Source organism: Tunicatimonas sp. (genome assembly GCF_049647865.1).
Lineage (GTDB): Bacteria > Bacteroidota > Bacteroidia > Cytophagales > Cyclobacteriaceae > Tunicatimonas.
On the sequence record NZ_JBARYM010000222.1, the window covers coordinates 1 to 22,821 of the forward strand.

20 protein-coding genes and 3 pseudogenes are annotated in these 22,821 nt (G+C 43.7%); 13 read left to right on the forward strand and 10 right to left on the reverse strand.

The genetic code is table 11. The features are described 5' to 3' along the window. Nucleotides 1-219 (reverse strand): annotated as a pseudogene (locus tag WBA23_RS06800) (hypothetical protein); the annotation flags it as partial. 80 nt (nt 220-299) lie between these two features. On the opposite strand from WBA23_RS06800, the gene WBA23_RS06805 reads away from it, so the two are divergent. Next, nucleotides 300-1,289, forward strand: coding sequence for an acyl transferase (locus WBA23_RS06805; protein WP_424581499.1), 990 nt, complete (start codon nt 300-302; stop codon nt 1,287-1,289). 268 nt (nt 1,290-1,557) lie between these two features. On the opposite strand, the gene WBA23_RS06810 is transcribed toward WBA23_RS06805, so the two are convergent. Next, a complete protein-coding gene (locus WBA23_RS06810) occupies nt 1,558-2,010 on the reverse strand; it encodes a hypothetical protein (protein WP_424581500.1) in 453 nt (150 codons plus the stop codon). A gap of 119 nt (nt 2,011-2,129) precedes the next feature. Beyond that, the gene (locus tag WBA23_RS06815) at nt 2,130-5,075 is read right to left on the reverse strand and encodes a PD-(D/E)XK nuclease family protein (RefSeq protein ID WP_424581501.1); all 2,946 of its coding nucleotides are present in this window, start codon (nt 5,073-5,075) and stop codon (nt 2,130-2,132) included. A gap of 160 nt (nt 5,076-5,235) precedes the next feature. Here WBA23_RS06815 and dapA point away from each other — a divergent pair, with 160 nt between their 5' ends. The 4 genes from dapA to WBA23_RS06835 all read left to right on the forward strand — a co-directional run bounded on the left by dapA (nt 5,236) and on the right by WBA23_RS06835 (nt 8,628). After that, entirely contained in the window at nt 5,236-6,129 is an 894-nt protein-coding gene (gene dapA / locus WBA23_RS06820) for a 4-hydroxy-tetrahydrodipicolinate synthase (RefSeq protein WP_424581502.1), read from the forward strand. A gap of 123 nt (nt 6,130-6,252) precedes the next feature. Continuing rightward, a complete protein-coding gene (locus tag WBA23_RS06825) occupies nt 6,253-6,657 on the forward strand; it encodes a DUF4348 domain-containing protein (RefSeq protein WP_424581503.1) in 405 nt (134 codons plus the stop codon). 162 nt (nt 6,658-6,819) lie between these two features. Further along, on the forward strand, nt 6,820-7,803 hold the full coding sequence (locus tag WBA23_RS06830; RefSeq protein ID WP_424581504.1) for a tryptophan 2,3-dioxygenase family protein: 984 nt from the start codon (nt 6,820-6,822) through the stop codon (nt 7,801-7,803). 42 nt (nt 7,804-7,845) lie between these two features. Next, complete coding sequence (locus tag WBA23_RS06835) at nt 7,846-8,628, forward strand: PhzF family phenazine biosynthesis protein (RefSeq protein ID WP_424581505.1); 783 nt, start codon at nt 7,846-7,848, stop codon at nt 8,626-8,628. Between the two features lie 128 nt (nt 8,629-8,756). Here the strand turns inward: WBA23_RS06835 and WBA23_RS06840 are convergent. Both WBA23_RS06840 and WBA23_RS06845 read right to left on the reverse strand, forming a co-directional pair. Continuing rightward, nucleotides 8,757-9,056 (reverse strand): annotated as a pseudogene (locus tag WBA23_RS06840) (HigA family addiction module antitoxin). 50 nt (nt 9,057-9,106) lie between these two features. Next, nucleotides 9,107-9,271 carry a type II toxin-antitoxin system RelE/ParE family toxin gene (locus tag WBA23_RS06845; RefSeq protein WP_424581520.1) on the reverse strand — a complete coding sequence of 55 codons (165 nt, stop codon included), beginning with the start codon at nt 9,269-9,271 and terminating at the stop codon, nt 9,107-9,109. A 262-nt stretch (nt 9,272-9,533) separates the two neighbouring features. On the opposite strand from WBA23_RS06845, the gene WBA23_RS06850 reads away from it, so the two are divergent. The 4 genes from WBA23_RS06850 (at nt 9,534) to WBA23_RS06865 (ending at nt 15,547) form a co-directional block, all read left to right on the forward strand. After that, nucleotides 9,534-10,601 (forward strand): sugar phosphate isomerase/epimerase family protein, encoded by a 1,068-nt coding sequence (locus WBA23_RS06850; RefSeq protein WP_424581506.1) that lies wholly within the window; start codon nt 9,534-9,536, stop codon nt 10,599-10,601. Nucleotides 10,602-10,682: 81 nt separating this feature from the next. After that, nucleotides 10,683-13,223, forward strand: coding sequence for a PVC-type heme-binding CxxCH protein (locus WBA23_RS06855; RefSeq protein WP_424581507.1), 2,541 nt, complete (start codon nt 10,683-10,685; stop codon nt 13,221-13,223). A gap of 1 nt (nt 13,224) precedes the next feature. Continuing rightward, nucleotides 13,225-14,115, forward strand: a complete 891-nt coding sequence (locus WBA23_RS06860; RefSeq protein WP_424581508.1) for a sugar phosphate isomerase/epimerase family protein — start codon at nt 13,225-13,227, stop codon at nt 14,113-14,115. A 55-nt stretch (nt 14,116-14,170) separates the two neighbouring features. Next, nucleotides 14,171-15,547 carry a sodium:solute symporter family protein gene (locus WBA23_RS06865; RefSeq protein ID WP_424581509.1) on the forward strand — a complete coding sequence of 459 codons (1,377 nt, stop codon included), beginning with the start codon at nt 14,171-14,173 and terminating at the stop codon, nt 15,545-15,547. Nucleotides 15,548-15,655: 108 nt separating this feature from the next. On the opposite strand, the gene WBA23_RS06870 is transcribed toward WBA23_RS06865, so the two are convergent. The 3 genes from WBA23_RS06870 to WBA23_RS06880 all read right to left on the reverse strand — a co-directional run bounded on the left by WBA23_RS06870 (nt 15,656) and on the right by WBA23_RS06880 (nt 17,578). After that, on the reverse strand, nt 15,656-16,600 hold the full coding sequence (locus WBA23_RS06870) for a YihY/virulence factor BrkB family protein (protein ID WP_424581510.1): 945 nt from the start codon (nt 16,598-16,600) through the stop codon (nt 15,656-15,658). Nucleotides 16,601-16,676: 76 nt separating this feature from the next. Next, nucleotides 16,677-16,853: a Lacal_2735 family protein gene (locus tag WBA23_RS06875; protein WP_424581511.1), complete on the reverse strand. Its 177-nt coding sequence runs from the start codon at nt 16,851-16,853 to the stop codon at nt 16,677-16,679. Between the two features lie 2 nt (nt 16,854-16,855). Beyond that, on the reverse strand, nt 16,856-17,578 hold the full coding sequence (locus WBA23_RS06880; RefSeq protein WP_424581512.1) for a tetratricopeptide repeat protein: 723 nt from the start codon (nt 17,576-17,578) through the stop codon (nt 16,856-16,858). A gap of 72 nt (nt 17,579-17,650) precedes the next feature. Here WBA23_RS06880 and WBA23_RS06885 point away from each other — a divergent pair, with 72 nt between their 5' ends. The 3 genes from WBA23_RS06885 to WBA23_RS06895 all read left to right on the forward strand — a co-directional run bounded on the left by WBA23_RS06885 (nt 17,651) and on the right by WBA23_RS06895 (nt 19,127). Next, nucleotides 17,651-18,496: a CvfB family protein gene (locus WBA23_RS06885; protein WP_424581514.1), complete on the forward strand. Its 846-nt coding sequence runs from the start codon at nt 17,651-17,653 to the stop codon at nt 18,494-18,496. A gap of 82 nt (nt 18,497-18,578) precedes the next feature. Then, nucleotides 18,579-18,767 carry a hypothetical protein gene (locus WBA23_RS06890; protein ID WP_424581515.1) on the forward strand — a complete coding sequence of 63 codons (189 nt, stop codon included), beginning with the start codon at nt 18,579-18,581 and terminating at the stop codon, nt 18,765-18,767. Nucleotides 18,768-18,836: 69 nt separating this feature from the next. Continuing rightward, the gene (locus tag WBA23_RS06895; protein ID WP_424581516.1) at nt 18,837-19,127 is read left to right on the forward strand and encodes a hypothetical protein; all 291 of its coding nucleotides are present in this window, start codon (nt 18,837-18,839) and stop codon (nt 19,125-19,127) included. A 3-nt stretch (nt 19,128-19,130) separates the two neighbouring features. On the opposite strand, the gene WBA23_RS06900 is transcribed toward WBA23_RS06895, so the two are convergent. Both WBA23_RS06900 and WBA23_RS06905 read right to left on the reverse strand, forming a co-directional pair. After that, nucleotides 19,131-19,502: a hypothetical protein gene (locus WBA23_RS06900; protein ID WP_424581517.1), complete on the reverse strand. Its 372-nt coding sequence runs from the start codon at nt 19,500-19,502 to the stop codon at nt 19,131-19,133. Between the two features lie 4 nt (nt 19,503-19,506). Continuing rightward, nucleotides 19,507-21,948, reverse strand: coding sequence for a penicillin acylase family protein (locus tag WBA23_RS06905; RefSeq protein WP_424581518.1), 2,442 nt, complete (start codon nt 21,946-21,948; stop codon nt 19,507-19,509). A gap of 223 nt (nt 21,949-22,171) precedes the next feature. On the opposite strand from WBA23_RS06905, the pseudogene WBA23_RS06910 reads away from it, so the two are divergent. Next, nucleotides 22,172-22,821: pseudogene (locus tag WBA23_RS06910) on the forward strand (hypothetical protein); the annotation flags it as partial.

Below are 22,821 nucleotides of genomic sequence, written 5' to 3' on the forward strand. Positions count from 1 at the left end.
AATAAAATCTTCCTCTCGGGCATCAAGACCTAAGTCTCCGTCCCCATCCTCAAAAGAAATTTTAATCACCAATGAATCGCGTCCTCCTACAGCATCAACGAAGTAAAGTTCTTCAATATTGGTAACGGCGGGTACCACTGAGAATTCAGGTTCGTCTACGCAGGCAGAAAACCCTATTGTCAAGAAGAAGAGGCTAAATATATAGGAGCTAAGTTTCATACAACTGTGTACGTCTAATCTTTGATGTCAATATAACGCGATTGAGTTGATTTTTGATATAAGCTACGCTACTTTTCTTGATGAATTTTTCTACCTCGTTTAAAAGCCAACTTCTACAAGCAAACGCTGAGTCATTTGAGCGACTAGCATTAGCACTATTCCACTGGCAAGCTCACCATAATCCAATTTATAGAGCGTATCTGTTTTATCTGAAAGTTAATCCGAATGAAATTGATGATTTTAAACAAATTCCGTGTTTGCCGATAGAGTTTTTTAAGTACCACCGTGTACTCAGTGGTGGTGATTCTGAAGTAGTCCAGATTTTTGAAAGCAGTGGTACTACCAATCAAGTCCGAAGTAAACACTACGTTCCTGACGTAGCTTGGTATCATCAAGTTTGTGAAGCAATTTTCGCCCAGCTGTGGGGTAAGCTTCAGGACTATCATATTTTTGCGCTACTTCCCTCCTATCTAGAACGAAACAATGCCTCGTTGGTATCAATGACTGATCATTTCATTCGTGAAAGTCAATCTCCTTATTCTGGTTTCTACCTAAATAACTATCAGCAGTTGATTGATACCGTAGAAAAAGCTCGACAAACAAAAGGCTCAGTACTACTGTTGGGAGTTACTTTTGCCCTGCTAGACTTAGCCGAACGATATTCTCTCAATTGGCCGGAAGTTATTATAATGGAAACCGGAGGAATGAAAGGCCAAAGGCAAGAGCTAACCCGACCCGAAGTACACCAGATACTTCAGGAAAAACTAGGGATAGCTTCAGTAGCCTCTGAATACGGGATGACGGAACTTCTTTCGCAAGCTTATGCCTATAAACTGGGACGTTTTACCTCACCGCCGTGGTTAAAGGTAATAATTCGTGATATTTATGATCCTTTTACCTATGTGAAAAGCGGAAAGCAGGGTGGCATAAACATTATTGATTTAGCAAATGTAGACTCTTGTGCTTTTATTGAAACGAAAGATTTGGGACGAGTCGTATCCAATAACACTTTTGAGGTTTTGGGCCGATACGATAATTCTGAGATACGAGGTTGTAACTTAATGATATAATCACAACAAAATTCATATTATTTTTACATATGTACTATTTTATGTATATTTGTAATAAAATGAAGAATATTATGAAGAAATCTACATTGCTAATCGCTTTAACAATAGCACTTGGTTCATACGCTTGTGCCCCTAAATACACTTGTCCTGCTTACAGCAGTAAGAATGTCAAACCAGAAATTCCTACTGAAAAGCCTATGTAAGATAAATAGGTCACGAGTGACAAATTCGCTGATGTAGGCCCGAAAATGTTGAATGTTACTAAAAATTATACATCAATATTGTTAATAATTTGGCGAACCCGGTCTTCCGGCAATTGGTCGGAAGCACCAATAGCATCGTAGTCACCGCGTAAAGCTTGTAGAATTTGCCGTTCTCGCTGAATTTCTTTTTCCGATCGGTAACCTTGATTCTGTAACAGTTGCTGTATTTGATTATCCTTGGGCGCTTTCTTTAGAAAAAATAGCCCGGAAGCTAGCAAAGAAAGCAGAAGCCACCGCCGGTTACTTACAAATGTTAATATTATTCCGCTGAGAGAAAGGACTACCGAGCTATTTTCAATTATTTTCTCTAGCGAAGTTTCTCGTTCAAGCTGATCGATCCGATGGCTAATGAACTGAGTATGATGCGCATAATACAGTAACCGCCGCTGAAGTATTAAATTTTTCTGATTATCTACACGGCGATTTTCTGAAATACCTATTCCATTAGTTGATGACATATCCTTTTAGGTTAGATGGAAAAAAAATTGTTCTGGTAACAGTCACAAAATAACGTAGGTTTCCGTTGAGATTCAACAAAAACAGAAAGTCATTTCGTTATACAGATTGACCGATTTAATCAGTAACAAAGTTTGGCGTAAGGGCAAAATGAGCATTTGCGTAGATCGTCGGTTTGGTTAAACGCTACTGTTGCGTCAAATAATTCTTGCAAAAGAGTGTGCAACTCTTCAATAAAGGGTTCTTGCCAAGCTGCAAAATCATTCACGGCCTGCTTACTCACGTAGATCCGAGAATCAAAGTCTTGGCTGAATAAATCTTTTGCGTTAACTAATCCGGGTACGATCTTTCCCTCGGCCGAATGCTGACGGTACAGTAAGGCATAGAATAGTGCCTGAAAAGCAGCCTTATTGCGTTGTTTATTTTCCCGATCAAATAGCGAACTTAAGTCCTTCGTTTGTTTTTCATCCCGCCCGGTTTTGTAGTCTAGTACCCGAATAGTAGCATCTTTTTGATCAATACGATCAATAATACCTCGTAAGCTTACAGTTGTAGTTTCCTCTTCTTCGTTCTGAATAGTAGTTTCCCAAAAGTAACCTCTCCCCTTATCGCGCTCTAGGCTAATAATATCGAAAGGAGCATATTTGGAATCCATCGCCAGAATCTGCCGCGCCATTTTCAGTACAATATCATGTACAATCAGATTTCGTCCGTCTAATTTAAATTCAGCACCCTCCGGCTGGCCGTAATGTTCTTTGAAAGCCGCGGTTACTGCTTTTGTCAACTGTTGCCCTTTCAACTCGTCTACAACATTTGCCGTAACTGTCCGATTCTGATCATTGATTACTGATTGATAAACTAGCTCCATAACCCGGTGCAATAAGTTGCCAAATACCGCCGGATCAACTTCTTCTTGCACGACTTCCGGTTCTTTCAAATCAACCACGTATTTGTAGTAAAACTTCAATCGACAGTCGAGGTAGGTATTTAGTGCCGATGGAGTAAGACTACGTTGGGGAGGGTGATCCGCTTGACAGGTATAGCGGTGCAATCGCTCGAGCACATCGGCATTTTTCTCAATAATAATTGGTTGCGGCGGGATGGTTTGTACCGGACTGCCCAAGTTACTTTGACTTACCGCAAAATCTCCCTGAGCGGTAGGAAACTGAACCGAACCATCCGCGTTAGCATCCGACTCGTACAACAATTGATACAAAAACCGACTCATTTCACCCTGCTGTCCAACACCGTCAGCGGTATTATACAGCAAGTGAACTCGTTGGGAACGGTGCAACAAGCGATAGAAGGTGTAGGCGTAAATAGCATCTTGTTCGTCTACGGAAGCCAGCCCAAAGCCTCGCCGTAAATTTCCCGGAATAAAAGTGTTTACAGTCTCAGACTTAGGGTACACGCCTTCGTTGAACGACAAAATAATCACATTGTCAAAATCTAAGTTACGGGTTTCTAGTACACCCATTATCTGTAGACCTCGAAGTGGTTCACCCGTAAATGGAAGTCGTAACCCTTGCATTAATTGCCGGAAAATTCTAACTAGTAACTGAGGGGTTAAATTGAGCTGATGCTCTTGAGTAAGTGCCTTTAAGCGGTTTACTTGAATTGATAATTGATACACTAATTCCTGCTCTAAAAGTGGCACAGCCAATTGGTCGCTAGACTCATCCCGGTTATCGGTCTCTCGGTAAATGTTTTGCAGTAATTGCAATAAGTAATCGAACGTATCTTCCGCTTGCACTAAGGGCTGAAAAACGATAGCATAAAGGTGATGCTGATTTAAGTACTTTTCGCTGACATACACTTGATTTCGTTTTTCAATATTTCTTCCCAAGTCATCGGAAATATCAGGGGACAACTGTCGGAGGTAAGGATGCCGTAGCAACGATAAGACTTGGGAATGGTGAAATTCGTACTGCTGAGTGGCCGAGTTGAAGCGTTTCTCCTCTTGAAGAGCCAAAGCGTGTTCAATTAAGCTATAAAGAGCCGTACTTCGTACCGGATAGCCCATCGTTACGTTCACTCGCTTAATTTCAGGTGGTAACGAATGTAACAGTGGAAATAACAGATTTTCATCCGGCAATACTACTGCTGTTTTTTCGGGAATAAACCCGGGTTGCTGGCTAATTTCTTTCAAAATAGCCCCAGCGTACTTTGCCTGACCCACGTGCAAATTAATACCAACTGCCTGCACACTTCGGGGCGCCTGATTAAAAAACTGTTGAGGCAAAGGGTTTGGAAACGTGTTTTTCCACAGCGGATCACGCTGGTAGCGGCGAAAGTACGTTCCGGCTTCGTGCTGAGGGTGGCGAATATAGTAGTCATCTACATCCCAAAAAACATCTGCGTCTTTTTCTTTAATAAACCACTTTATCAATTTTTCTTCCGCCGGAGCCAGCGCATGTAATCCCACAAAAGCAAGTTGCTGAAAATCAGTAGCAAAAGTTCCTGAATTAATCCGCTCGGCAAGCTGGCGTAACATCAGTCCTTCGTAAGCCCACTCTTTATCTTGAAGAAACTGAGTAAACGAAGTATATACTCGGTGCAGGATGATCCAAAAGCGCAAAAAATTCTCTTTTGAAGAAGTAGATTGACCGTGCTGAAAATTCTTCCAAAACCGGGTAATGGCGTTGCGCTGATTTTCCGTAAGATAATCGTAGTTCGCCTCCAACTCTTTTAGGTCTTTGAGATTAGCAAATAGGTCAGATGTTTTGACCAAAGCTTTATCAATTGCATCAAAATCTTGCAGCAGAAGATCACCCCAGAAGTAAAAATGATCGAAAGTTTCCTGACTATTACTTTCTTTAGTGAAGATCTGATAAAGGTGAAATAAGAGGGTGAGATGATCGGGCGTACGCGATCCGGAAAGCTCAGCGACGAATTCTTCAAAAGTAATAATACGAGGCGCCCACCCAGATTGCTTCGCTTGGCGCGCCAGAATATGCTGAAAGAATAAACCTGCTCGTCGGTTAGGAAACACAACCGTAAGCTGCTGCAAATCAGTGGTATATTTTTCAAGAATAGCTTGGCTAACTTCTTCCAAGAATGTACTCATATTGCTCGATTATTCAATTGTTCGATGGCTGGTTCTGACTATTATTAGTTATTGTTTATCATTCCCCGCAAGGAGTGCCCCGCACATAGTTCACTCCTCACTACTGTTGCTGATTTGGAATTTACACCGCATCATCGGTAATTGCCAAAAATTTTTTCTGATGGCAAAACTTTTTCAAGGAACCTACACTGCCGTAATTACTCCCTTCACTCCTTCTAACGAAATTGACTGGGTAGCATTTGAGAAAATTATAGAACAACAAATTGCCGGAGGCATTACCGGATTGGTGTTCGTAGGAACAACAGGTGAAAGCCCTACGCTTTCTCACGATGAACACCAAGAAATTCTCCGCTGCTCGGTGCAAGTGGTGAACCAACGTTGCCAGGTAATTCACGGAACCGGATCAAATAACACCCGAGAAACTATTGAGTTTGCCGAGGTTTCATCAGACGCCGGGGCCGATGGTCAATTGGTTATTAACCCTTACTACAATAGACCTACCCAAGAAGGTTTATATCGTCACTTTTCGGCAATAGCTCACGCCACCGATTTACCTATTATCATCTATAATATTAAAGGACGCACCGCTGTCAATCTGGAGACAGAAACTCTGCTAAGATTACTCACGCACAAGTCAATTGTTGGAGTAAAAGAAGCCAGCGGTGACTTGGCCCAAATTATGGACGTGATTCAGCATACGCCCGACGACTTCTGTGTGCTTTCCGGGGATGATGCGCTCACCTTACCAATTTTAGCCTGCGGCGGCGATGGGGTGATATCAGTAGTATCTAACTGTGTACCAGCGAGTTTATGTCGTTGTGTACAAAATTATTTAGACGGAAATCTGGCTACTGCCCAACAACAGTTTTACTCCCTACTACCGCTAATGAAGCTGACCATGAAGGAAACCAATCCTATTCCGGTCAAAGCCATTATGCAACGGTTAGGTTACTGCTCGCCCCAGGTACGCTTACCGCTCTGCGAACCTACCAAAGCTACCCAGCAGGCGATTGAAGAAGCCCTCGATAGCATCCGCCAAATGGAGCTTAGCTAAGTTCGTCCGGCTTTCGAAAGGAGTTTATAAAATTGGTTCAGCAAGCACCTCACAGTAGGCCAATAACTACGAAATGAAAGGTTAGTTAAAAAGATTATCTTTGTAGAAACTCGCACCTACTTTATGCAGCTACTAAAGATAACACGCTGGCTACTGATTGCTTCTATTTTTTACGTATCATCCTGTCGTTCGGTCAACGTAGGGCGTGCTAGTGAGAATTTTCAAGATTTTTATCAACGCTTCTTAACCGACAGCTCGTTTCAGATGAAGCGGGTACAGTTTCCCCTTCCCGGAGAACGAACTACCACTGAAATTCAAGACTCGACCTACCAATGGAAGCGGACCGATTGGATTATGCTTAAAGATTTTGATCTCGACTCTACTCAGTTTAAACGAAACCTATCCGTTACCGACACACTAGCCACCGACGAGATCTATACTCCCGGAGCTGGCTTCTACTTCAAAATGGTTTTTGAGCCCATACAGCGTAAGTGGCATCTGGTTTACTTAGTGGACGAGACTTTATAAAGACCAATGTGTAATGAATAATCAGAAAACATTTAAATTACTGACTGCTTGCACTATTTTTGTTAGATTCTATTCTACCCCATTCACCCAGACTCCTATCTAATTGCTCCGTAACATTGGCTCTGAGCATGCCGTTCAATAGATACGTATATACGCTCAATCATGAAAAAACAAGATTTGTCTCCTGAATTACTGGATAAATTAGAAAAACTATCAGCCAAGTACGAGCAGAATGACCAGAACCTTTCGGATTACCTGGACAGTATGATAAACGCCCAGTATCTCACCTACTGGGATTACGTGCAACTAGAAACGCTACTTAGTTTACAACAGCCCAAGACTGATATTAAAGACGAAATGATCTTCGTCGCTTACCATCAAATTACCGAGCTTTATTTTAAATTAATTCTTTGGGAGTTAGATCAACTAACGGATGGCTCAGTTACTAAACCCAAGGTATTTTTAAATAAGGTTCAGCGTTTGAATCGCTATTTCAAGCAGCTAGAAAGCTCGTTTTCCGTTATGACTGAAGGAATGGAGTATCAGCAGTTCAATGATTTTCGGCTGGCACTGATACCCTCTAGCGGGTTTCAATCCGTCCAGTATCGGCTCATTGAACTCAATTCTACCGATGCTATTAATTTGGTTGACCCTGACCACGTACTGTGGCTTTCATCCAAAAGCACCGATCAAGAGTACCTAGACCAATTGTATTGGAAAGCAGGCTCGCGCGATACGAAAACCGGCAAAAAAACGCTCACCCTACAGCAGTTTGAGGAAAAATATGATCCAATGCTACTGGCGACGATAGCAAAATTTCGTAACCGAAATCTACGTCTGCAGATAGAGCCATTCATCCAAGAAAGTGCTCCTCACGCTCAGCAGATTATCGATGAGTTACGTACTTACGATCAATTAGCGAATGTATACTGGCCATTAGCTCACTTTAGAACCGCTGTTCGCTATCTGGTGAATGGCAAAGAAGAAAAACCAGCTACCGGAGGCACCAACTGGCGAAAGTACCTTCCCCCTCGTTATCAGCGCATTATATTCTTTCCTGAACTATGGACTGACCAAGAAAAGGACAACTGGGGAAAATCATGGGTGCTGGAAAACGCTCCTTCAGAAACTGAAAACACTGAGTGAGCAGTGAACAATGGGCTATTAGCAACAATTTAGTAACTATCTATGCAACTTACCCTCTATCAAGCGGATGCTTTTACTTCTAACGTATTTGGGGGAAATCCGGCTGCGGTTTGTCCTCTTACCGAGTGGCTGTCGGATGATTTAATGCAAGCCATTGCTGGTGAAAATAACCTAGCCGAGACGGCTTTCTTTGTTAAACATGGCGAAAGCTTTGATCTTCGCTGGTTTACTCCGGTGGCGGAGGTAGATCTATGCGGCCACGCTACTTTAGCCACGGCTCATATCATGTACTCTGAGTTGGGTCATACCGCCCCCGAACTTTCCTTTGATACCCGTAGTGGTATTCTCAAAGTAAAAAAGACAGAGCAAGGCTACGCAATGGACTTCCCTACCGATCCACTTACTAGGGTTGAAGCTCCAACCGAAGTGCTAGAAGGTTTACAACTTACACCAATTGAAACCTTTCGTGGAAAGACAGATTTTTTAGTAGTCATTGATTCGCAGGAGCGACTGGAAGCTTTGTCGCCCGATTTCCGAACGCTGGCGCAAGGGAAGGTGCGCGGCACCATTGTAACTGCCCCCGGTAACGACGTAGATTTTGTCTCTCGCTGCTTTTACCCGCAGTACGGTATTGACGAAGACCCGGTGACTGGCTCAGCCCATACCACCCTTACCCCCTACTGGGCTAAGCGATTAGATAAAACTGAATTAACCGCTCAACAGCTTTCTTCCCGACAAGGCGAACTTATCTGCATCTACCACGGCGACCGCACCGAACTGATTGGTCAGGCAGTAACATACTTGCGGGGGGATATTTGGGTGTAGCTACGTTAACGCCTTCCTATTACAGATTGTATATTTGACCGAAATATGTCGGATATTTTCGGACTTTAGCGCAACGGTCAACGTGGGCACTAGTGAAGGTATTATTGGAGAATAGTATTTATGCGATACTATGCCACGTTATCTTCATACTTCTTTCTATTTTCTAGTATAGGGTTCTTCACTTTAATTTCTTCCTCTATATCATAATCATTTTGTAGTCCTAACCAGAATTAAGCACTTGTTCCAAAGTAGTAGCTCAGTCTTAAAGCTGTATCAGTAGTGATTCTTCTACGCCCTTTGATGATTTCGCTCACTCTGGTTTGAGGTATACCTATTTCCTCGGATAACCTATATGCCGAAATTTAAAGCAGAATCAAAAATTCCTCCTGCAAAACTTCTCTGGGATGAGTATTTAGTAACTGCTTCATATTTAATGATAATCAATCATTTCCACTTCTAGTGTCTGCCCATTGTCCCACTAGAAAATAATTCTCCATTGGTTATTTATCTTAATGCTGTAGTAAGCATTTGAATTTCCAGACAGCTCCTCTAATCTATTTGAGGGAGAAATTCTTGGATCAGTTATATTCTGCGAGTTATATAATATTCTCAACTTACGTCTGCCGATTTTCTGCAATTTAATAGGCCATTTAGCAAATGTTACTCCTTACTTAAATACTACTTCCTTTAAAATACGAAATTTGATCTACTGTTAAGAAAGGTAATTAGCTATTCTTCCAGGCATAATGCCCAATCAAATCGATCATTATCAGTTTGTAATTTCACCTCTATTCGTTATTACTGACTGATCAAGTAATGGAGCAAACTAGCAGTAAGGCAATCAATAGTTCCATTTCGAATTCTGTAATACAAGTAAAGTTGTAAATTAGGGCAAAAAAATACTCATGCAACGAAGAATATTTATTAAGCGATCATCTTTAATCGTTACCGGTGCCGGACTATTTGGCTACGCCTGCTCATCCAACACTACACAAAGCGAGACTATAGCAGAAGAAGCCTCCCCTGCTGTAACTACTGAATCACTCTTCCGAATTTCTTTAGCTCAGTGGTCATTAAACAAAGCGTTGTTCAATCCGGCCATGCAAGCACTTCCCTGGCCCGAGCGAGCTAAACTCTACGACACCGACTACGAGCGGGTTATTGCCAATAGTAAACTAACTACGCTCCAGTTTCCGCAGAAAGCCCGTGATCTGGGATTTGAAGGAGTAGAGTTTGTTAATCAGTTCTTTTACAATAAGGCCGAAAACACTCAGTATTTGGCTGATCTTAAACAAGCTTGTACCGATGCAGGAACCCAAGCACTTTTAATTATGTGCGACCGAGAAGGTGCACTAGGTGACCCGGATGAAGCTAAGCGTATGAAAGTGGTAGAAAACCACTACAAGTGGATAGATGCTGCCCAATATCTGGGTTGTCACTCCGTGCGCGTCAATGCTGAAAGTAGTGGCAGTTACGAAGAACAACAAAAACTAGCGGCCGATGGGTTAGCTAAACTAGGTGAGTACGCCGATAGTGCGGGCATTAATGTATTAGTAGAGAACCATGGTGGGCTGTCTAGTAACGGCGAATGGTTGGCCGGAGTAATGGAAATGGCGGGAAATGATCGCGTAGGCACGCTGCCCGACTTTGGTAATTTTTGCGTAAAAAGAGACCTGCCAACTGCCGAAAATCTTGAACCACCCTGCGATGAAGAGTACGACCGCTACCAGGGAGTAGAGGAACTGATGCCTTACGCCAAAGCAGTGAGTGCCAAAACCCACGATTTTGATGAGCAGGGAAACGAAACTCATACCGACTACGAAAAAATGATGCGTATTGTCCTGGATCATGGTTACCGGGGATTTGTTGGCGTAGAATACGAGGGTAACGGACTAGAAGAGGAAGGCATTTCAAAAACCCGAGAGTTGTTGGAGAAGGTTCGGGAAAGCCTCGCTTCTGAATATCAATCATAAGAGAATGCTCTGAAGAAGGTACAAATGAAGAAGAAATACGTTTTTTCAAAAATAAGCTTTTGGACAATTGGCTGGCTATCAATGATATGGATACTTACTTCGTGTACTCAGCCAGAAGCAGAAGAAACCGGGTACCCCGAGGTAGTAGATTCTCGCTTATCACTGGAATTAGTTGCTGAAAATCCGCAAATCGTTACGCCTATTGGACTAGCTATTGACGATCAGGATCAACTCTACGTCCTAGAGTCACACACTCACTCTCCCCCGAGCGATTACGGAGGGCCTGCGTTTGACCGCATAAAAAAAGGAATAGACGATGATCATGATGGTATTCCGGAAAGTTGGGTAGTTTACGCCGATAGTATCACCGACGGAATGAATCTGGCTTTTGGATCAGAAAATACCCTGTTTTTAGTTCAGAAAGATCAGGTAGTAGCTTACCGAGATACGGATGGCAACGGTGCAAGCGACCAAACTACCCAATTGCTGGCGATGCACACTCCAAAAAGCGTCTATGATCACGCGGGAATATTAGGAATCACCTACTCCCCTAACGGTTGGCTCTATATTTCTCGGGGCAATACGAGTAGTTTGGCCTGGCGAATTATAGGTTCAGATAGTTCATCAATTGAGGGTTATGGTGACGGTGGGAATGTTTTCCGATGTCGTTCTGATGGTAGTGAATTAGAAGAAGTAGCTACCGGATTTTGGAACCCTTTTGATATAAAATTTACGAAAGAAGGTCGGTTGATGCTGATAGATAACGACCCCGACAGCCGAGGGCCCAATCGCTTAGTCGATGTTACGTTTGGTGGTGATTATGGCTATCAGTCTTTGTACGGCGGTAGTGGCCTACACCCTTTTTTAGCCTGGAATGGTGAACTCCCCGGAACCCTCCCCTACGCCGCCGGACTAGGAGAAGCTCCTTCTGGTCTGATTGATGCCAGCTTTACTAGCTTCCCCTCAGAATACACCGGAAATATAATTTCTACTATCTGGGAGGAGAATAATTTGGTGAGGGTGCCTTTACAACCTTCTCAAAGTACGGTTACAGGCGAGCCAGAAATTATATTGCAGGGTGATAGCACTTTTCATCCAGTAGCACTGGCGGCTAATAGTCGGGGCGATCTGTATATTACCGATTGGGTAACTCGTCAGTATCCTAACCACGGTCAAGGTAAAATCTGGCGATTACGGGCGGAAGGAAAGCGGCCAATAGCCACACCACTCACTGATGAAGAAATTAATAAAGGCCCATTTAACAATCGGATTCCTAATAAAAACCACCTTGTATCGGCACTTTCTTCCGAGGATGCGTTCGTTCGGGCTAACGCTCGTTACGAATTACAGAATTCAGCGAACTTGCCAATGGTGCAGAAGCTCGCTCAGCAAATTGATCCAGCACTACGATTAGAAGCAGTGCTTATTGCAGCAGAATCTTCTGAGCTGCTACCTCAATCTTTACTGCAAACCCTACTTCGTGATGAAAATGAAGAGGTAAAGCGAATGGCCCTGGTTTATGCTGCTCGCCGGTCGCGAGATGACGTGCGTGAAGATGTGAAAGGGTTACTCGCTGCCGGAAATATCCCTGCTTCTCTATTTGAAACCTATCTAGCTACATTACAGCACCTCCAACCTGAGTTTATTCAGGGGTACCAAAACCAGTCTGATCCAGAATCTAAAAAGATACAGCGAGTTTTACCGCCCTCCTATCTACCTTCTTTAATTAAAGACACAAAGATTAATGAAGAAATTAGGTCAATCGCTCTGGCTTATCTAGAAGATACTAGAGCTATCCGACCATTCTTACTAGAATCTCTACCGACGGCTTCGCCTCGCATGCAGTCGTCCATTTTGCAGGCAATACGAACGGTTAGAAGTGATTCAGCAGCTCATGCAATACTAAATTTAGCACTAAGTTCCCAATCAGATCCGGGCGTGCGAGGCGAAGCCTTAGTAGCCTTGTCATATCAACCAGGCACATTTTGTACCGAAATTTCAGAATTGTTATCGGAAAATAACTCCGTGCTAACCGAAACTGCGGTGGCATACCTGTGTCGCTGCCGGGATGAAGGCATAGAAGAAACTGTAGCCCAATTCGCTTCTACTAACTCGGCCGCCCAAGCCCGCTGGCAGCTTTGCCGCTCCGGCGACAAAAGTGCTGATCGGCTATCATCCGATGAACAGTGGCAGCGAGCAGTAGACGAAAGCGGCAATCCGGTTCGGGGTAAATTAGTGTTTCAGTCAGCAACCGCCCAGTGTCAAAGTTGCCATAAAGTAGATGGCTGGGGCAGCGACTATGGTCCCGATTTATCCAACATTGGCAATAGCAAATCAGCCCGACAGTTGGCTCTAGCTATTTTGGAACCTTCGGCCGAAATTGCTCCCGAATGGCAAGGATGGTTTGTAACCGATAAGCAAGGGGCGAAGCATCTAGGAAGGCAAATTGATGTAGGCTCTACTAGTGTAGAACTTATGGCTATTAGTGGAGAGTTTGTAACCTACGAGCAGCCCCAAAGCTACGGCCCAGTATCTTCATCGCTAATGCCCGATGGATTAGAGAACACCATGACATCATCCGAATTTAATGATCTAATTGCTTACCTAACTTCCCTGAATTAATATGCCTTCTCATCTCAACCGCCGCGATTTTGTCAAAAGTTCAGCACTACTCGCTGGTGCCGGACTGAGCACTACATCTATCAACCAAGAACATGTTTCCCAGGAGAAGCTAGGAGTAGAATTGGCGATTGCCACCATCTGCTTAGACGGTTTTGGCGATGAGTTTTTTAAACCGGCTTTTGAAATTATCCCGCAAACCCCCATCCGAAATATTGAATTCAACGTGTGGCACCCCCGCTCTTTGAGTCTAACCGGTATTGATAGTATTCGCGAACGTTGCTATCTAAATGGGTTGAAGCCAATTTCACTTCAGGGAAGCTCATTCGGCGGGCAAGCTGCGAAAGACACCGCGCATAAACTGTGGCTTATGGAAAAGACTAAAGCCTTGGGTTGCCGTCGGGTAAAATTTACTGGTGCCCGGCGTGGTGAGCAAGGCGGACTTGATACGGTGATTGAAGTACTGAAAGAACTCGCTCCCGCAGCTGAAGAAATGGACGTGCTAATTGCGGTAGAAAACCACGCGAACAACAATATTGAAAATATTGAAGACTACGAGAAAATCTTCGAAGCAGTTGACTCTTCTCACGTGGGAATGTGCTTGGATATGGGACATTTCGATGGAGCCAGCGTGAGCAACTTTGATGTAATTGAACGCTTTCACGATAAAATTAACCATATCGATCTTAAGGATGTAGTGGCATTCGGAACGTATAAAAGCGTACCCTACGGAGAGGGCGTAACCAAAGGTGAGAAAATTATTCAGGCCCTGATTGATAAAAACTACTCCGGCTACATAGTTATTGAACAAGCCCCGCCCCAAGAAGATCGAGATTTAGTTCAAGAGATGACTCGTATTTATAATCAGTTTGCTAAATTTGAGCGGAAAGTCTGAAGCTTCAGCGTCAATAATTTTTTAATATTACCGTCTCAACTCAGTTCTTAGGGTATTGCTGCTTGCATCCATCATATTTTACTTATTAGTCACGATTCTAATTGGGGTTTTTTCTTCCCGATGGATAAAAAGCAGTCGAGACTACGTGCTGGCCGGAAGAAGACTTCCGTTAGTACTAGCTTCCTCAGCACTGTTTGCTACTTGGTTTGGATCCGAAACCGTGCTAGGAGCTTCCTCTGAATTTGCTGAACACGGATTGTTGGGAGTCATTGAAGACCCGTTCGGTGCAGCCTTATGTTTGGTGTTGGTAGGGCTATTGGTCGCTCGACCATTGTACCGAATGAATATTCTTACCTTCTGCGATTTTTATCGCGACCGATTTGGCTCAAGAGTGGAATTCTTATCTAGTCTGTGTATGGTGCCCTCCTACTTTGGCTGGATCGCGGCGCAACTGGTGGCACTAGGCATTTTATTTCAGGCAGTCGCCGGAATTCCTACGTTGGGCGGTATCTGGATCGGCACCGCTGTAGTGCTTATTTATACCTACATTGGTGGTCTATGGGCAATATCTATTACCGATTTTATTCAAACTGTAGTTATTGTAATTGGACTGATTTTTCTAGCGGTAGAGCTAGGAAGTTCCGCCGGAGGAATTGGGGCAGTGATTGCTAATACCCCCGACGGCTTTTTCCGGGCAATTCCTCAACCCTCTTTAACTGATTCACTTCACTACTTTGCCGCTTGGATTACCATTGGCTTGGGCTCCATTCCTCAGCAAGATGTTTTTCAACGAGTGATGGCGGCTCGTTCCGAAAAAGTAGCGGTGCAAGCGTCTTACATTGGAGCGGGAATGTATCTGACCATTGGATTTATCCCCCTTTTTATTGGTCTGTGTGCGGTGCAGGTTTACCCTTCACTGCTTACATCAGTCTCTGATACTCAGCTCTTATTACCTACAGTAGTACTTCAGCATACGGGAATCGGATTACAAATCTTATTTTTCGGCGCACTGCTTTCGGCGATAATGAGTACCACGAGCGGAGCCATACTGGCCCCCGCAACTATTTTGGCCGAGAATATCATTAAGCCTCACTGGAGGATTAGTAGCGACGCTCAATTGTTGCGTGTACTGCGAGGGTCTGTAATTGCCGTAGCCATAGCTTCAACGGTAATGGCTTCGCTCAAAACTAATATTTATGATTTAGTTGCTTTATCATCCGTACTAAGCTTAGTGTCTTTGTTTATACCGCTTATGGCGGGCTTGTATTGGAAGAAGGCGAATGAGCTTGGTGCTATTCTTTCTATCAGTTTGGGCATGACGGGCTGGTTAATCTTCGAGTATGCTGTTCCTACTGAATTTCCTAGCTTACTCTGGGGATTAGGTTGTAGTATTGTTGGGTTGTTGGTTGGCAGTAGTATCTCTAAAAATTAGGGTATATTGACACGCAAACTTAGAGCCATAGCAAACCTGAAGATTAATAAAATCTTGTTCAATGAAACATGTGCCTATAGCTTAGATGATGCTCAAGATTCGACTAGCTTAAGCACTCTCCTGCTCAATATCATGCTTACTTTTATAATCGGCTAATCGGCGTTCGGCACTCCACTGGGCGTGGTTTGATGGTTCAATATTATGTCCTTTTCGCCGAGCGTACACTTGAGTAAATTCAGCACCAAATAGAAAAATGAGGGCGGAGTAGTTAACCCATAATAATACTAAAATAATTGCTCCCGCCGCCCCAAAAGCCGAACCGGGTTCCGTCTGACCAAAGTAAATTCCCAAGCCAATTTTGCCTAATACGAACAATCCCGCCGTGACTGCTGCGCCAATCCATACCGAACGCCATTCTACTTTAGCATCAGGTAAAAATTTATAAATCATTGCAAACAAGGTAGTAATCACCCCCAGCGATATCATTTCTTCGGCTATCTGGAATACGTAGAGTAGATAATCAGGCAAATAACGTTGAATCAAATTACCCAGGGCTTGAAGACCCGCTGTTAGGGCTAACGAGATTATTAGTAGAAATCCTACCCCAAGTATAAATCCTAATGACAATACCCGATCCAGGGCTATCTTTAGTATACCCGACTCAGGTTTAGCTTCTACTTCCCATACTTTGTTAAGTGAAAGTTGTAGCTGAACGAACACTCCGGTAGCTCCAAACAGCAGCGTACCGATACCAACAATAATCGCAAAAGTTGAATCGCCCTGTTGACTTACGTTAGCAATAATATCTTGTAGTTGTTCTGCCGCTTCCTGCCCGACTGCACTACTAATCTGATCGGCAATCTCTCCCCGGATAGCTTCTTCCCCAAATACTTGACCTACTACTTTTATAATAATTAATAGCAAAGCAGGCAACGAAAAAATGGAGTAGTACGCTATGACAGCACTCTGTCGAAATGGATCGTCGGAATTCCACTCATTGAAAGTTGCTTTTAAAATTGCAAATAAACTTTTTCCTTTTGCTCGTAGGTCCATTAGCTTATAAAGTTGGTCAAAGCACTCAATAAACTCGTTTCTCAACGAGAAGGTTAGCTAGACTGTTGGTATTAATTTATGTTCTCTCGCTTTTTAGGCGGTCAATTTCTTTGGCTACTTCTTCCGCCTCAGCCGTTTTCTCATCACCTGCCCGGCGGTCCCGTTGCGAAAGCGTATGAGCTTCAGCAAGTAGCTTACGGTACTTATCTTGCAATTTTTCCAGTGGATCTTTTTTCTTAAATAGTCCAAACATAGTTACTGAGTTTTGCGAAATGGATTACGTACAAATTGAACAAACTCCCGGAACTGCCCCCGTGAAGTAAATACTGAGCGTATCTCTGGCCAGTAGTCTTTCCAGCCCCTTGAACGGGAAGTTGACTGACCATTTAGCGATTTAGCTGATTCTTGATTGTCAAAAGTTTGATTTTCTGGCCGCTCAACGGTTGGCTTCGCGCTTCCATTACTGTGGAGGTCGAGTTGGTCGGCCCGGTTGTAGCTTTTCTTTGCCTTTTCCATGTATCCCAACTTCTCCTCTACCAGCCCCCGGTTGTTGTAGGCAATAGCATCTTCCGGGTCAAGCTGAATCGCTTTAGAATAATCATCAACGGCTCCCTGATAATCGCGCAAACGATCTTTTATGTAGGCTCGACTAGAGTAGCGATACGGATTTTCCGGTTCTAGCTCTACTGCCCGGTCAAAATCTTCTAACGCTAGCCGGTTATTGCCCGTCCAGTGCAGAGCCACCCCGCGTTCGCTACGGTAGGTAGCGTTATTGGGTAGCAGATTAATAAGCCGGTCAAACGTTCGAATAGATTCTTCGTAATGCGTAAGCTTAAAATTAGCCCGGGCAGCTCCGTAAAGGCTTTCCGAATGCGTATTTTCTTCAGCCAGAGCTTGCTGGAAATGTGTTAATGCCTGTTGATAATTCTCTTGCTGCAACTGCTGGTATCCTTGCTTCGCGTAATCCTCGACACTCATAAGCTATATCAGAAGGGGTTTAATGGTCTCACTATTGAACCAGTTAAACCAAAATTAGTTTTACTTTGCAGCATGTTAAGCATTGGAACATTTAATAATTTAACGATTCTTCGCGATAGTCCGCACGGGTTGTTTTTAGAGGCGAAGACCGACGAAGGTTCTCAGGATATTCTATTACCCAAAAAATACGTTACACCCGAAATGAAAATCGGGGAAGCAGTGAATGTATTTATCTACACCGACTCGGAAGATCGGCTAGTAGCTACTACCGAAACACCCATTGCCGAAGTAGATCAGTTTGCGGTACTTACAGTGGTGGGAGCTACCTCCTTCGGGGCCTTTCTTGATTGGGGATTAGAAAAAGACTTATTATTACCAAAAAAAGAGCAGTTGTACCCGGTAGATGAAGGGGACCAAGTGGTAGTACGAATTGTGCTAGACCACCGTACTGAGCGGCTAATTGCCGTTTCTAAGCTTCAACCTTTTTTCCGAAAAGATACTTCCGAGTTACAAGAGCAGCAAGTTGCCACCGCCTTAGCATACGACAAAACTGATTTAGGCTATAAAGTAATATTGAATCAACAGTACGACGCGCTTCTGTTTTACAGTGATTGTGCCACGGAACTTCATCGCGGTGAATCACTCACGGTGTATGTAAAAAAGATCCGGGAAGACGATAAAATTGATGTAACAACTTTTCCGGCGGGCCGCGATGCTACTGAGCAGGCTAAGCTTAATTTACTAAGAAAGTTGCAGGAGGCAGGCGGCCATTTGTCTTTGCACGATAAAAGCAACGCTCAGGAAATTCAAGAAGAGCTAGGTATGAGCAAAAAGGTATTTAAAAAGGCAATAGGTGGCTTGTATAAAGAACGTAAAATTCAATTAGAAGGGAAAGAAGGAATCCGGCTGATGGAATAAATGACTATTTTTGCCAGATTCTCACCAAAATATAACTATTCTGCTCTGAAGTGTGTATAATTGCACCCTACACTGATTTGCTATGGGCGTCAAACAAATTTTCGGTATTCTGTTCACTTTACTAGGCACTGCTATCTTGCTGTTTTCGGTCTATGTAGTACTCAAGGGGACTGCCTCTGTCTTTGAGGTGGAAGTTGGTGGGTTTCAGACCGCTATCGTGGCAATATTAGGATTAATATTTTTCTCGGCGGGTGTTAAATTTCTACGATAGTTATCTTTTTGCCCGTTCATTTAGTATTTTAGATTCTCATTGCACTATACACACAAACTACCTACCATAATGAGACAATATACGTCGCATACTGAAATTAAAAGGTTCGTATTTTTAACTGAGCAGGAGTACATTATGTACTTTGGCCAGCACTATGAAGATTCCGTACAACAAGCCAATACGCAAGGCAAACAAGTTGTTCGGGCCCGAAATGGAAACGGAATAGTTTCATCTCTACCTATTGAGCGAGCTAACTATCTGATAGAGAAATACCATAAGCTACTTAAAAGAAATCCTTCACTGATAGTTTCTTCTAAATCGCAAGATGTAGAGGAAAAGCCAGTAGCAGCCAACACTTAATTATTAATAGTAGCCTGGCTTTATTTCTTCCTTCTGATTGATGGTACGGAGTAGACTTCCGGTTAGCGCGGCAAAACCCCCCGCGAGTCCGCCAATGGCCGCCGTAGCAGCCACCACTAAGCCCGATTGGTCTAGCTGAAAAAGTTGGGCAATTTTTTCGGTTAAGATACTATCAGTGTTACTATCGATCATCCAAGCGAAAACCAGCCACAATAACCCTACACCTAAAAAGCCGCTGATAAAGGCGTTAAAACTTTTGGTAGGTATTAACAGATTTATTAGAAAAGCGCATAGTACTACCGACCACCACGGCAGAAACTGCTCAGCGATGTAGCTAAGTCCAGCAATTAGTACAACTTTAACAACAAACTTCATAGGCTTATTCGGTAGATTGTGGCTGAATGGTTTGACGAGCCAAAACGGAAGTGGGGTTGTCTTCAGGGTATTGGTAAAACTTCATTGAATAATACTCCCCTTTCGCCCAAGTGTCAACCATATTTGTATAAAAATAACTACCCGGATTTCCTGATTGTCCGCCCGGGTACACTCCCCAAGCCTTAATTGATTCACCTAGCTCAACCACCATTTTCCAAGAAGCTCCGTGCCGTTCACTATTAGCACTAATAATATTGCGCCCGCCCCCCACCGGCACATTGCTTACACCAAAAGGGTCTGGATTAAGCCGCAACATATGTTGAATGCTGGTAGATTTATAGTCTCCCCAGTTTACCGCAATGCCGTGTACTTCTTCCCAATTCTGAATCTCCTGCTGCGCTACCGAAAACGATTCCTGAATAAGGTCATTGATGGTTTCCGGCGATGAAGTAAGCTTAGAGTCAAAAATAGTATCGTTAGGAAATTGCTTCATCACGTAAATTGTAGCCGCATCGGTAGGTAAATCCAGCGTGATTTCTTCTAAAGCAAATTCATCCCATATCTGTTTTTTTAGTTCGCGCCACCAAGCCCGAAAGATAGCGGGTGCCGCTTGATTTACGGTATTCCGATAATTCCAGCGTCGCAGAATATCATACCTATCCCTTTCTTGCGCCGATAGAGCTGACAGGTCTAAGCTGTCGAGCATTAGCGGAAGTATATCCGATGCCTTCTGGTTATAGACATCGTTTTGCAGTTCCATCATCTGGGTTGGCGTGGCTTTTCGGCTCCGGGCTAACTGACTATTGATGCGACGGTTGCGAAAGTGTTCGAAAGAGTAGTCATAAATATAATAGGGGTAAGTAGTATCCGCAGGAATTTGGTTAGCCGAACTCACAAATCCTCGCTCCGGATTTCGTACGTAAGCATTGTGTTCTTGGGGAATGAATGCTTTCCACTCCTGTTCAGGGTGGCTTCCATCCATTAAGTATCGACCCTGCCCCTGCCATTTGACCGGGAAAGCCCCTTGCACCCACATAGCAATATCACCAGCAGTAGAAGCAAATACAAAATTTTGCGCGGGACTACGATAATGGTTGAGAGCCCTCACATAATCTTGGTAATTGCTGGCGCGGTTAAGCTCGTAAAAAGTGACGACTTCTTCGGAAGGATCGTGGGCTACCCACTTCATAGCATGGTTAAGCGGAACCGATGCTGTACTTTTTCTAGGGAAACTCTGATCGTAAACTACGGGGCCGTAATGGGTATAAATAACCGTATCGTAAAACGTATCGGCTCCTCGTATTTTTATTTCTTCAATTCGCTGTTGAGTTTTTAGTCGTCGCGAACCAAATTCATATTCATCCCGCAGGTCGCTGGTAAACGTAATTTTATACCAGTCTTTCACATCCCGCCGGGCATTGGTTACTCCCCATGCAATAGAATCATTAAAGCCAATTACTACTCCGGGAGACCCAGGAAGCGTTGCCCCAAAAACATTTACTCCCGGTGCCTTCAATTGTACTAAGTACCATATGGATGGCAAATCCAATCCCAAGTGCGGATCGTTGGCTAACAGAGGGTTGCCAGATTGGGTTCGACTACCACTAACCGCCCAATTATTACTACCGTTGTCAGGATTAGGCTCCTCAATGGTTTCGGTATAAAGCGTATTATCCTGGTAGATTATCTGGGGGGTATCAATTGGCATCGCCTCAAAATCCCACTCATGTTTCGTGGGGATAACGGGATCACGTTCTGGCAAAAACACCGGGAAGTAGCGATCCATGCTTTCCTTTCCGAATAGTTTTAGAGCATTTGTGCTCTCTACATCTCCATCGCTGCCCGCTAAATCTTCGGCCATATACTTTAGCAGTAGCGATGATTTTAGTGGATTCCAGGGTTCAGGCTGATAGTTCAACAATTTATACTCTATAGGATAATCCTGGTACCTTAAACTCGCAATGTAGGCGTTGATACCATCGCTGTAAGCTTCCAGCATTTGCCGAGCCGTATCGTTTTTCTGGACTTGCTGCCAGGAATTTTCAGCGGCAAAAGACAATCCTTTTCGGCGCTGGGCCCGATCAAATTCTAAGGCTCGCTCTCCCACGATCTCCGAAATTCTTCCGGCTGCCACGTGGGTAACAAACTCCATCTGCCACAAACGGTGCGAAGCTTGCACGAACCCTTGAGTCCAATACAAATCGTACTCATTTTCGGCAAAAATATGAGGGATCAGTAGGGAGTCGTATACTACCGAAACAGGTTGCCGTACCGAAGCGGAAATTGTAGGATCAACATACAGCTCCTTCGATTCGGCGTTCTGCCAAAAACCATGAAAAGGATCGAGGAAATGACCTAAGGGAGGTACCGATCCGATTTTTACGCTTAGGGCGATGGTCAAAGCCAACGTAATTACTAGCGAAAAAACGAATCCGAAGATTTTCATATATTCAATCTCTCTTTTGCTTAACTAAAAACTTTAGCTAAGTAGCTAAGCGTAAAATAATGCAACCTAAGCGGCACACTACTGAAAGTCCGAAATTATAAAAGTTCATTCAGATAAAAAATTAAGCACGAGAATTCGTCAAAACAGTATCGCTCCTTTTATCTACCGCTATTGCAATTATAGCTAATTTTCATAATTTTAGTCAACTTGATAATAGTACACTATGGAAACGCTTGCCCCGCCTATTCAATCCGCTGCTAGAATAGTTACAACCAATAAGAGTGCTTCTGTCCCGGTTTACCTTTACGCTACCGTACTAGCTTCGGTTAGTATTATGGTAGGTTTGGTGTGGGACATTAGCTGGCATACCAGTATTGGCCGCGATGGCTTGCTCTCCCCGCCTCATCTGGCTATCTATTTTGGGGGAGTATTGGCCGGAATATTTTCGGGTATTCGTGTTCTTAAGGTTAGCTTTTTCGGAACACCGGAAGAGAAGCGAGAGAGCATAAAATTTTGGAGCATTTTTCGCGGTTCACTGGGTGCGCTGTTTTGTATCTGGGGGGCCTTTGCTATGCTAACTTCAGCTCCCTTTGATGATTGGTGGCATAATACCTACGGATTGGATGTAACCATACTTTCGCCCCCCCACACGGTACTGCTACTGGGTATGATTACCATTCAGTTTGGTGCCATTGTAACGGTTTTATCGGTCAAAAACAGAATGGTGAGCCAAGGAATCAACTACGACCGGTACCGTCGCTTACTTGGATTATGCTTTGCCTTGGCTTCGGGTTTTGTATTGACTATGCTGTTTACGATTGCCTCCGAGTTTCTGGGCCGCCATGATATGCACGGCACTACCTTTTACATAGT

Bases quoted from the DNA above. Each gene is read 5' to 3' on its own strand.
- WBA23_RS06895 (WP_424581516.1), top strand. From the start codon at position 18,837: ATGAGACAATATACGTCGCATACTGAAATTAAAAGGTTCGTATTTTTA.
- WBA23_RS06810 (WP_424581500.1), bottom strand. From the start codon at position 2,010: ATGTCATCAACTAATGGAATAGGTATTTCAGAAAATCGCCGTGTAGAT.
- WBA23_RS06885 (WP_424581514.1), top strand. From the start codon at position 17,651: ATGTTAAGCATTGGAACATTTAATAATTTAACGATTCTTCGCGATAGT.
- WBA23_RS06850 (WP_424581506.1), top strand. From the start codon at position 9,534: ATGCAACGAAGAATATTTATTAAGCGATCATCTTTAATCGTTACCGGT.
- WBA23_RS06860 (WP_424581508.1), top strand. From the start codon at position 13,225: ATGCCTTCTCATCTCAACCGCCGCGATTTTGTCAAAAGTTCAGCACTA.
- WBA23_RS06870 (WP_424581510.1), bottom strand. From the start codon at position 16,600: ATGGACCTACGAGCAAAAGGAAAAAGTTTATTTGCAATTTTAAAAGCA.
- WBA23_RS06905 (WP_424581518.1), bottom strand. From the start codon at position 21,948: ATGAAAATCTTCGGATTCGTTTTTTCGCTAGTAATTACGTTGGCTTTG.
- WBA23_RS06815 (WP_424581501.1), bottom strand. From the start codon at position 5,075: ATGAGTACATTCTTGGAAGAAGTTAGCCAAGCTATTCTTGAAAAATAT.
- WBA23_RS06805 (WP_424581499.1), top strand. From the start codon at position 300: ATGAATTTTTCTACCTCGTTTAAAAGCCAACTTCTACAAGCAAACGCT.
- WBA23_RS06890 (WP_424581515.1), top strand. From the start codon at position 18,579: ATGGGCGTCAAACAAATTTTCGGTATTCTGTTCACTTTACTAGGCACT.
- WBA23_RS06900 (WP_424581517.1), bottom strand. From the start codon at position 19,502: ATGAAGTTTGTTGTTAAAGTTGTACTAATTGCTGGACTTAGCTACATC.
- dapA (WP_424581502.1), top strand. From the start codon at position 5,236: ATGGCAAAACTTTTTCAAGGAACCTACACTGCCGTAATTACTCCCTTC.
- WBA23_RS06825 (WP_424581503.1), top strand. From the start codon at position 6,253: ATGCAGCTACTAAAGATAACACGCTGGCTACTGATTGCTTCTATTTTT.
- WBA23_RS06835 (WP_424581505.1), top strand. From the start codon at position 7,846: ATGCAACTTACCCTCTATCAAGCGGATGCTTTTACTTCTAACGTATTT.
- WBA23_RS06880 (WP_424581512.1), bottom strand. From the start codon at position 17,578: ATGAGTGTCGAGGATTACGCGAAGCAAGGATACCAGCAGTTGCAGCAA.
- WBA23_RS06830 (WP_424581504.1), top strand. From the start codon at position 6,820: ATGAAAAAACAAGATTTGTCTCCTGAATTACTGGATAAATTAGAAAAA.
- WBA23_RS06855 (WP_424581507.1), top strand. From the start codon at position 10,683: ATGATATGGATACTTACTTCGTGTACTCAGCCAGAAGCAGAAGAAACC.
- WBA23_RS06875 (WP_424581511.1), bottom strand. From the start codon at position 16,853: ATGTTTGGACTATTTAAGAAAAAAGATCCACTGGAAAAATTGCAAGAT.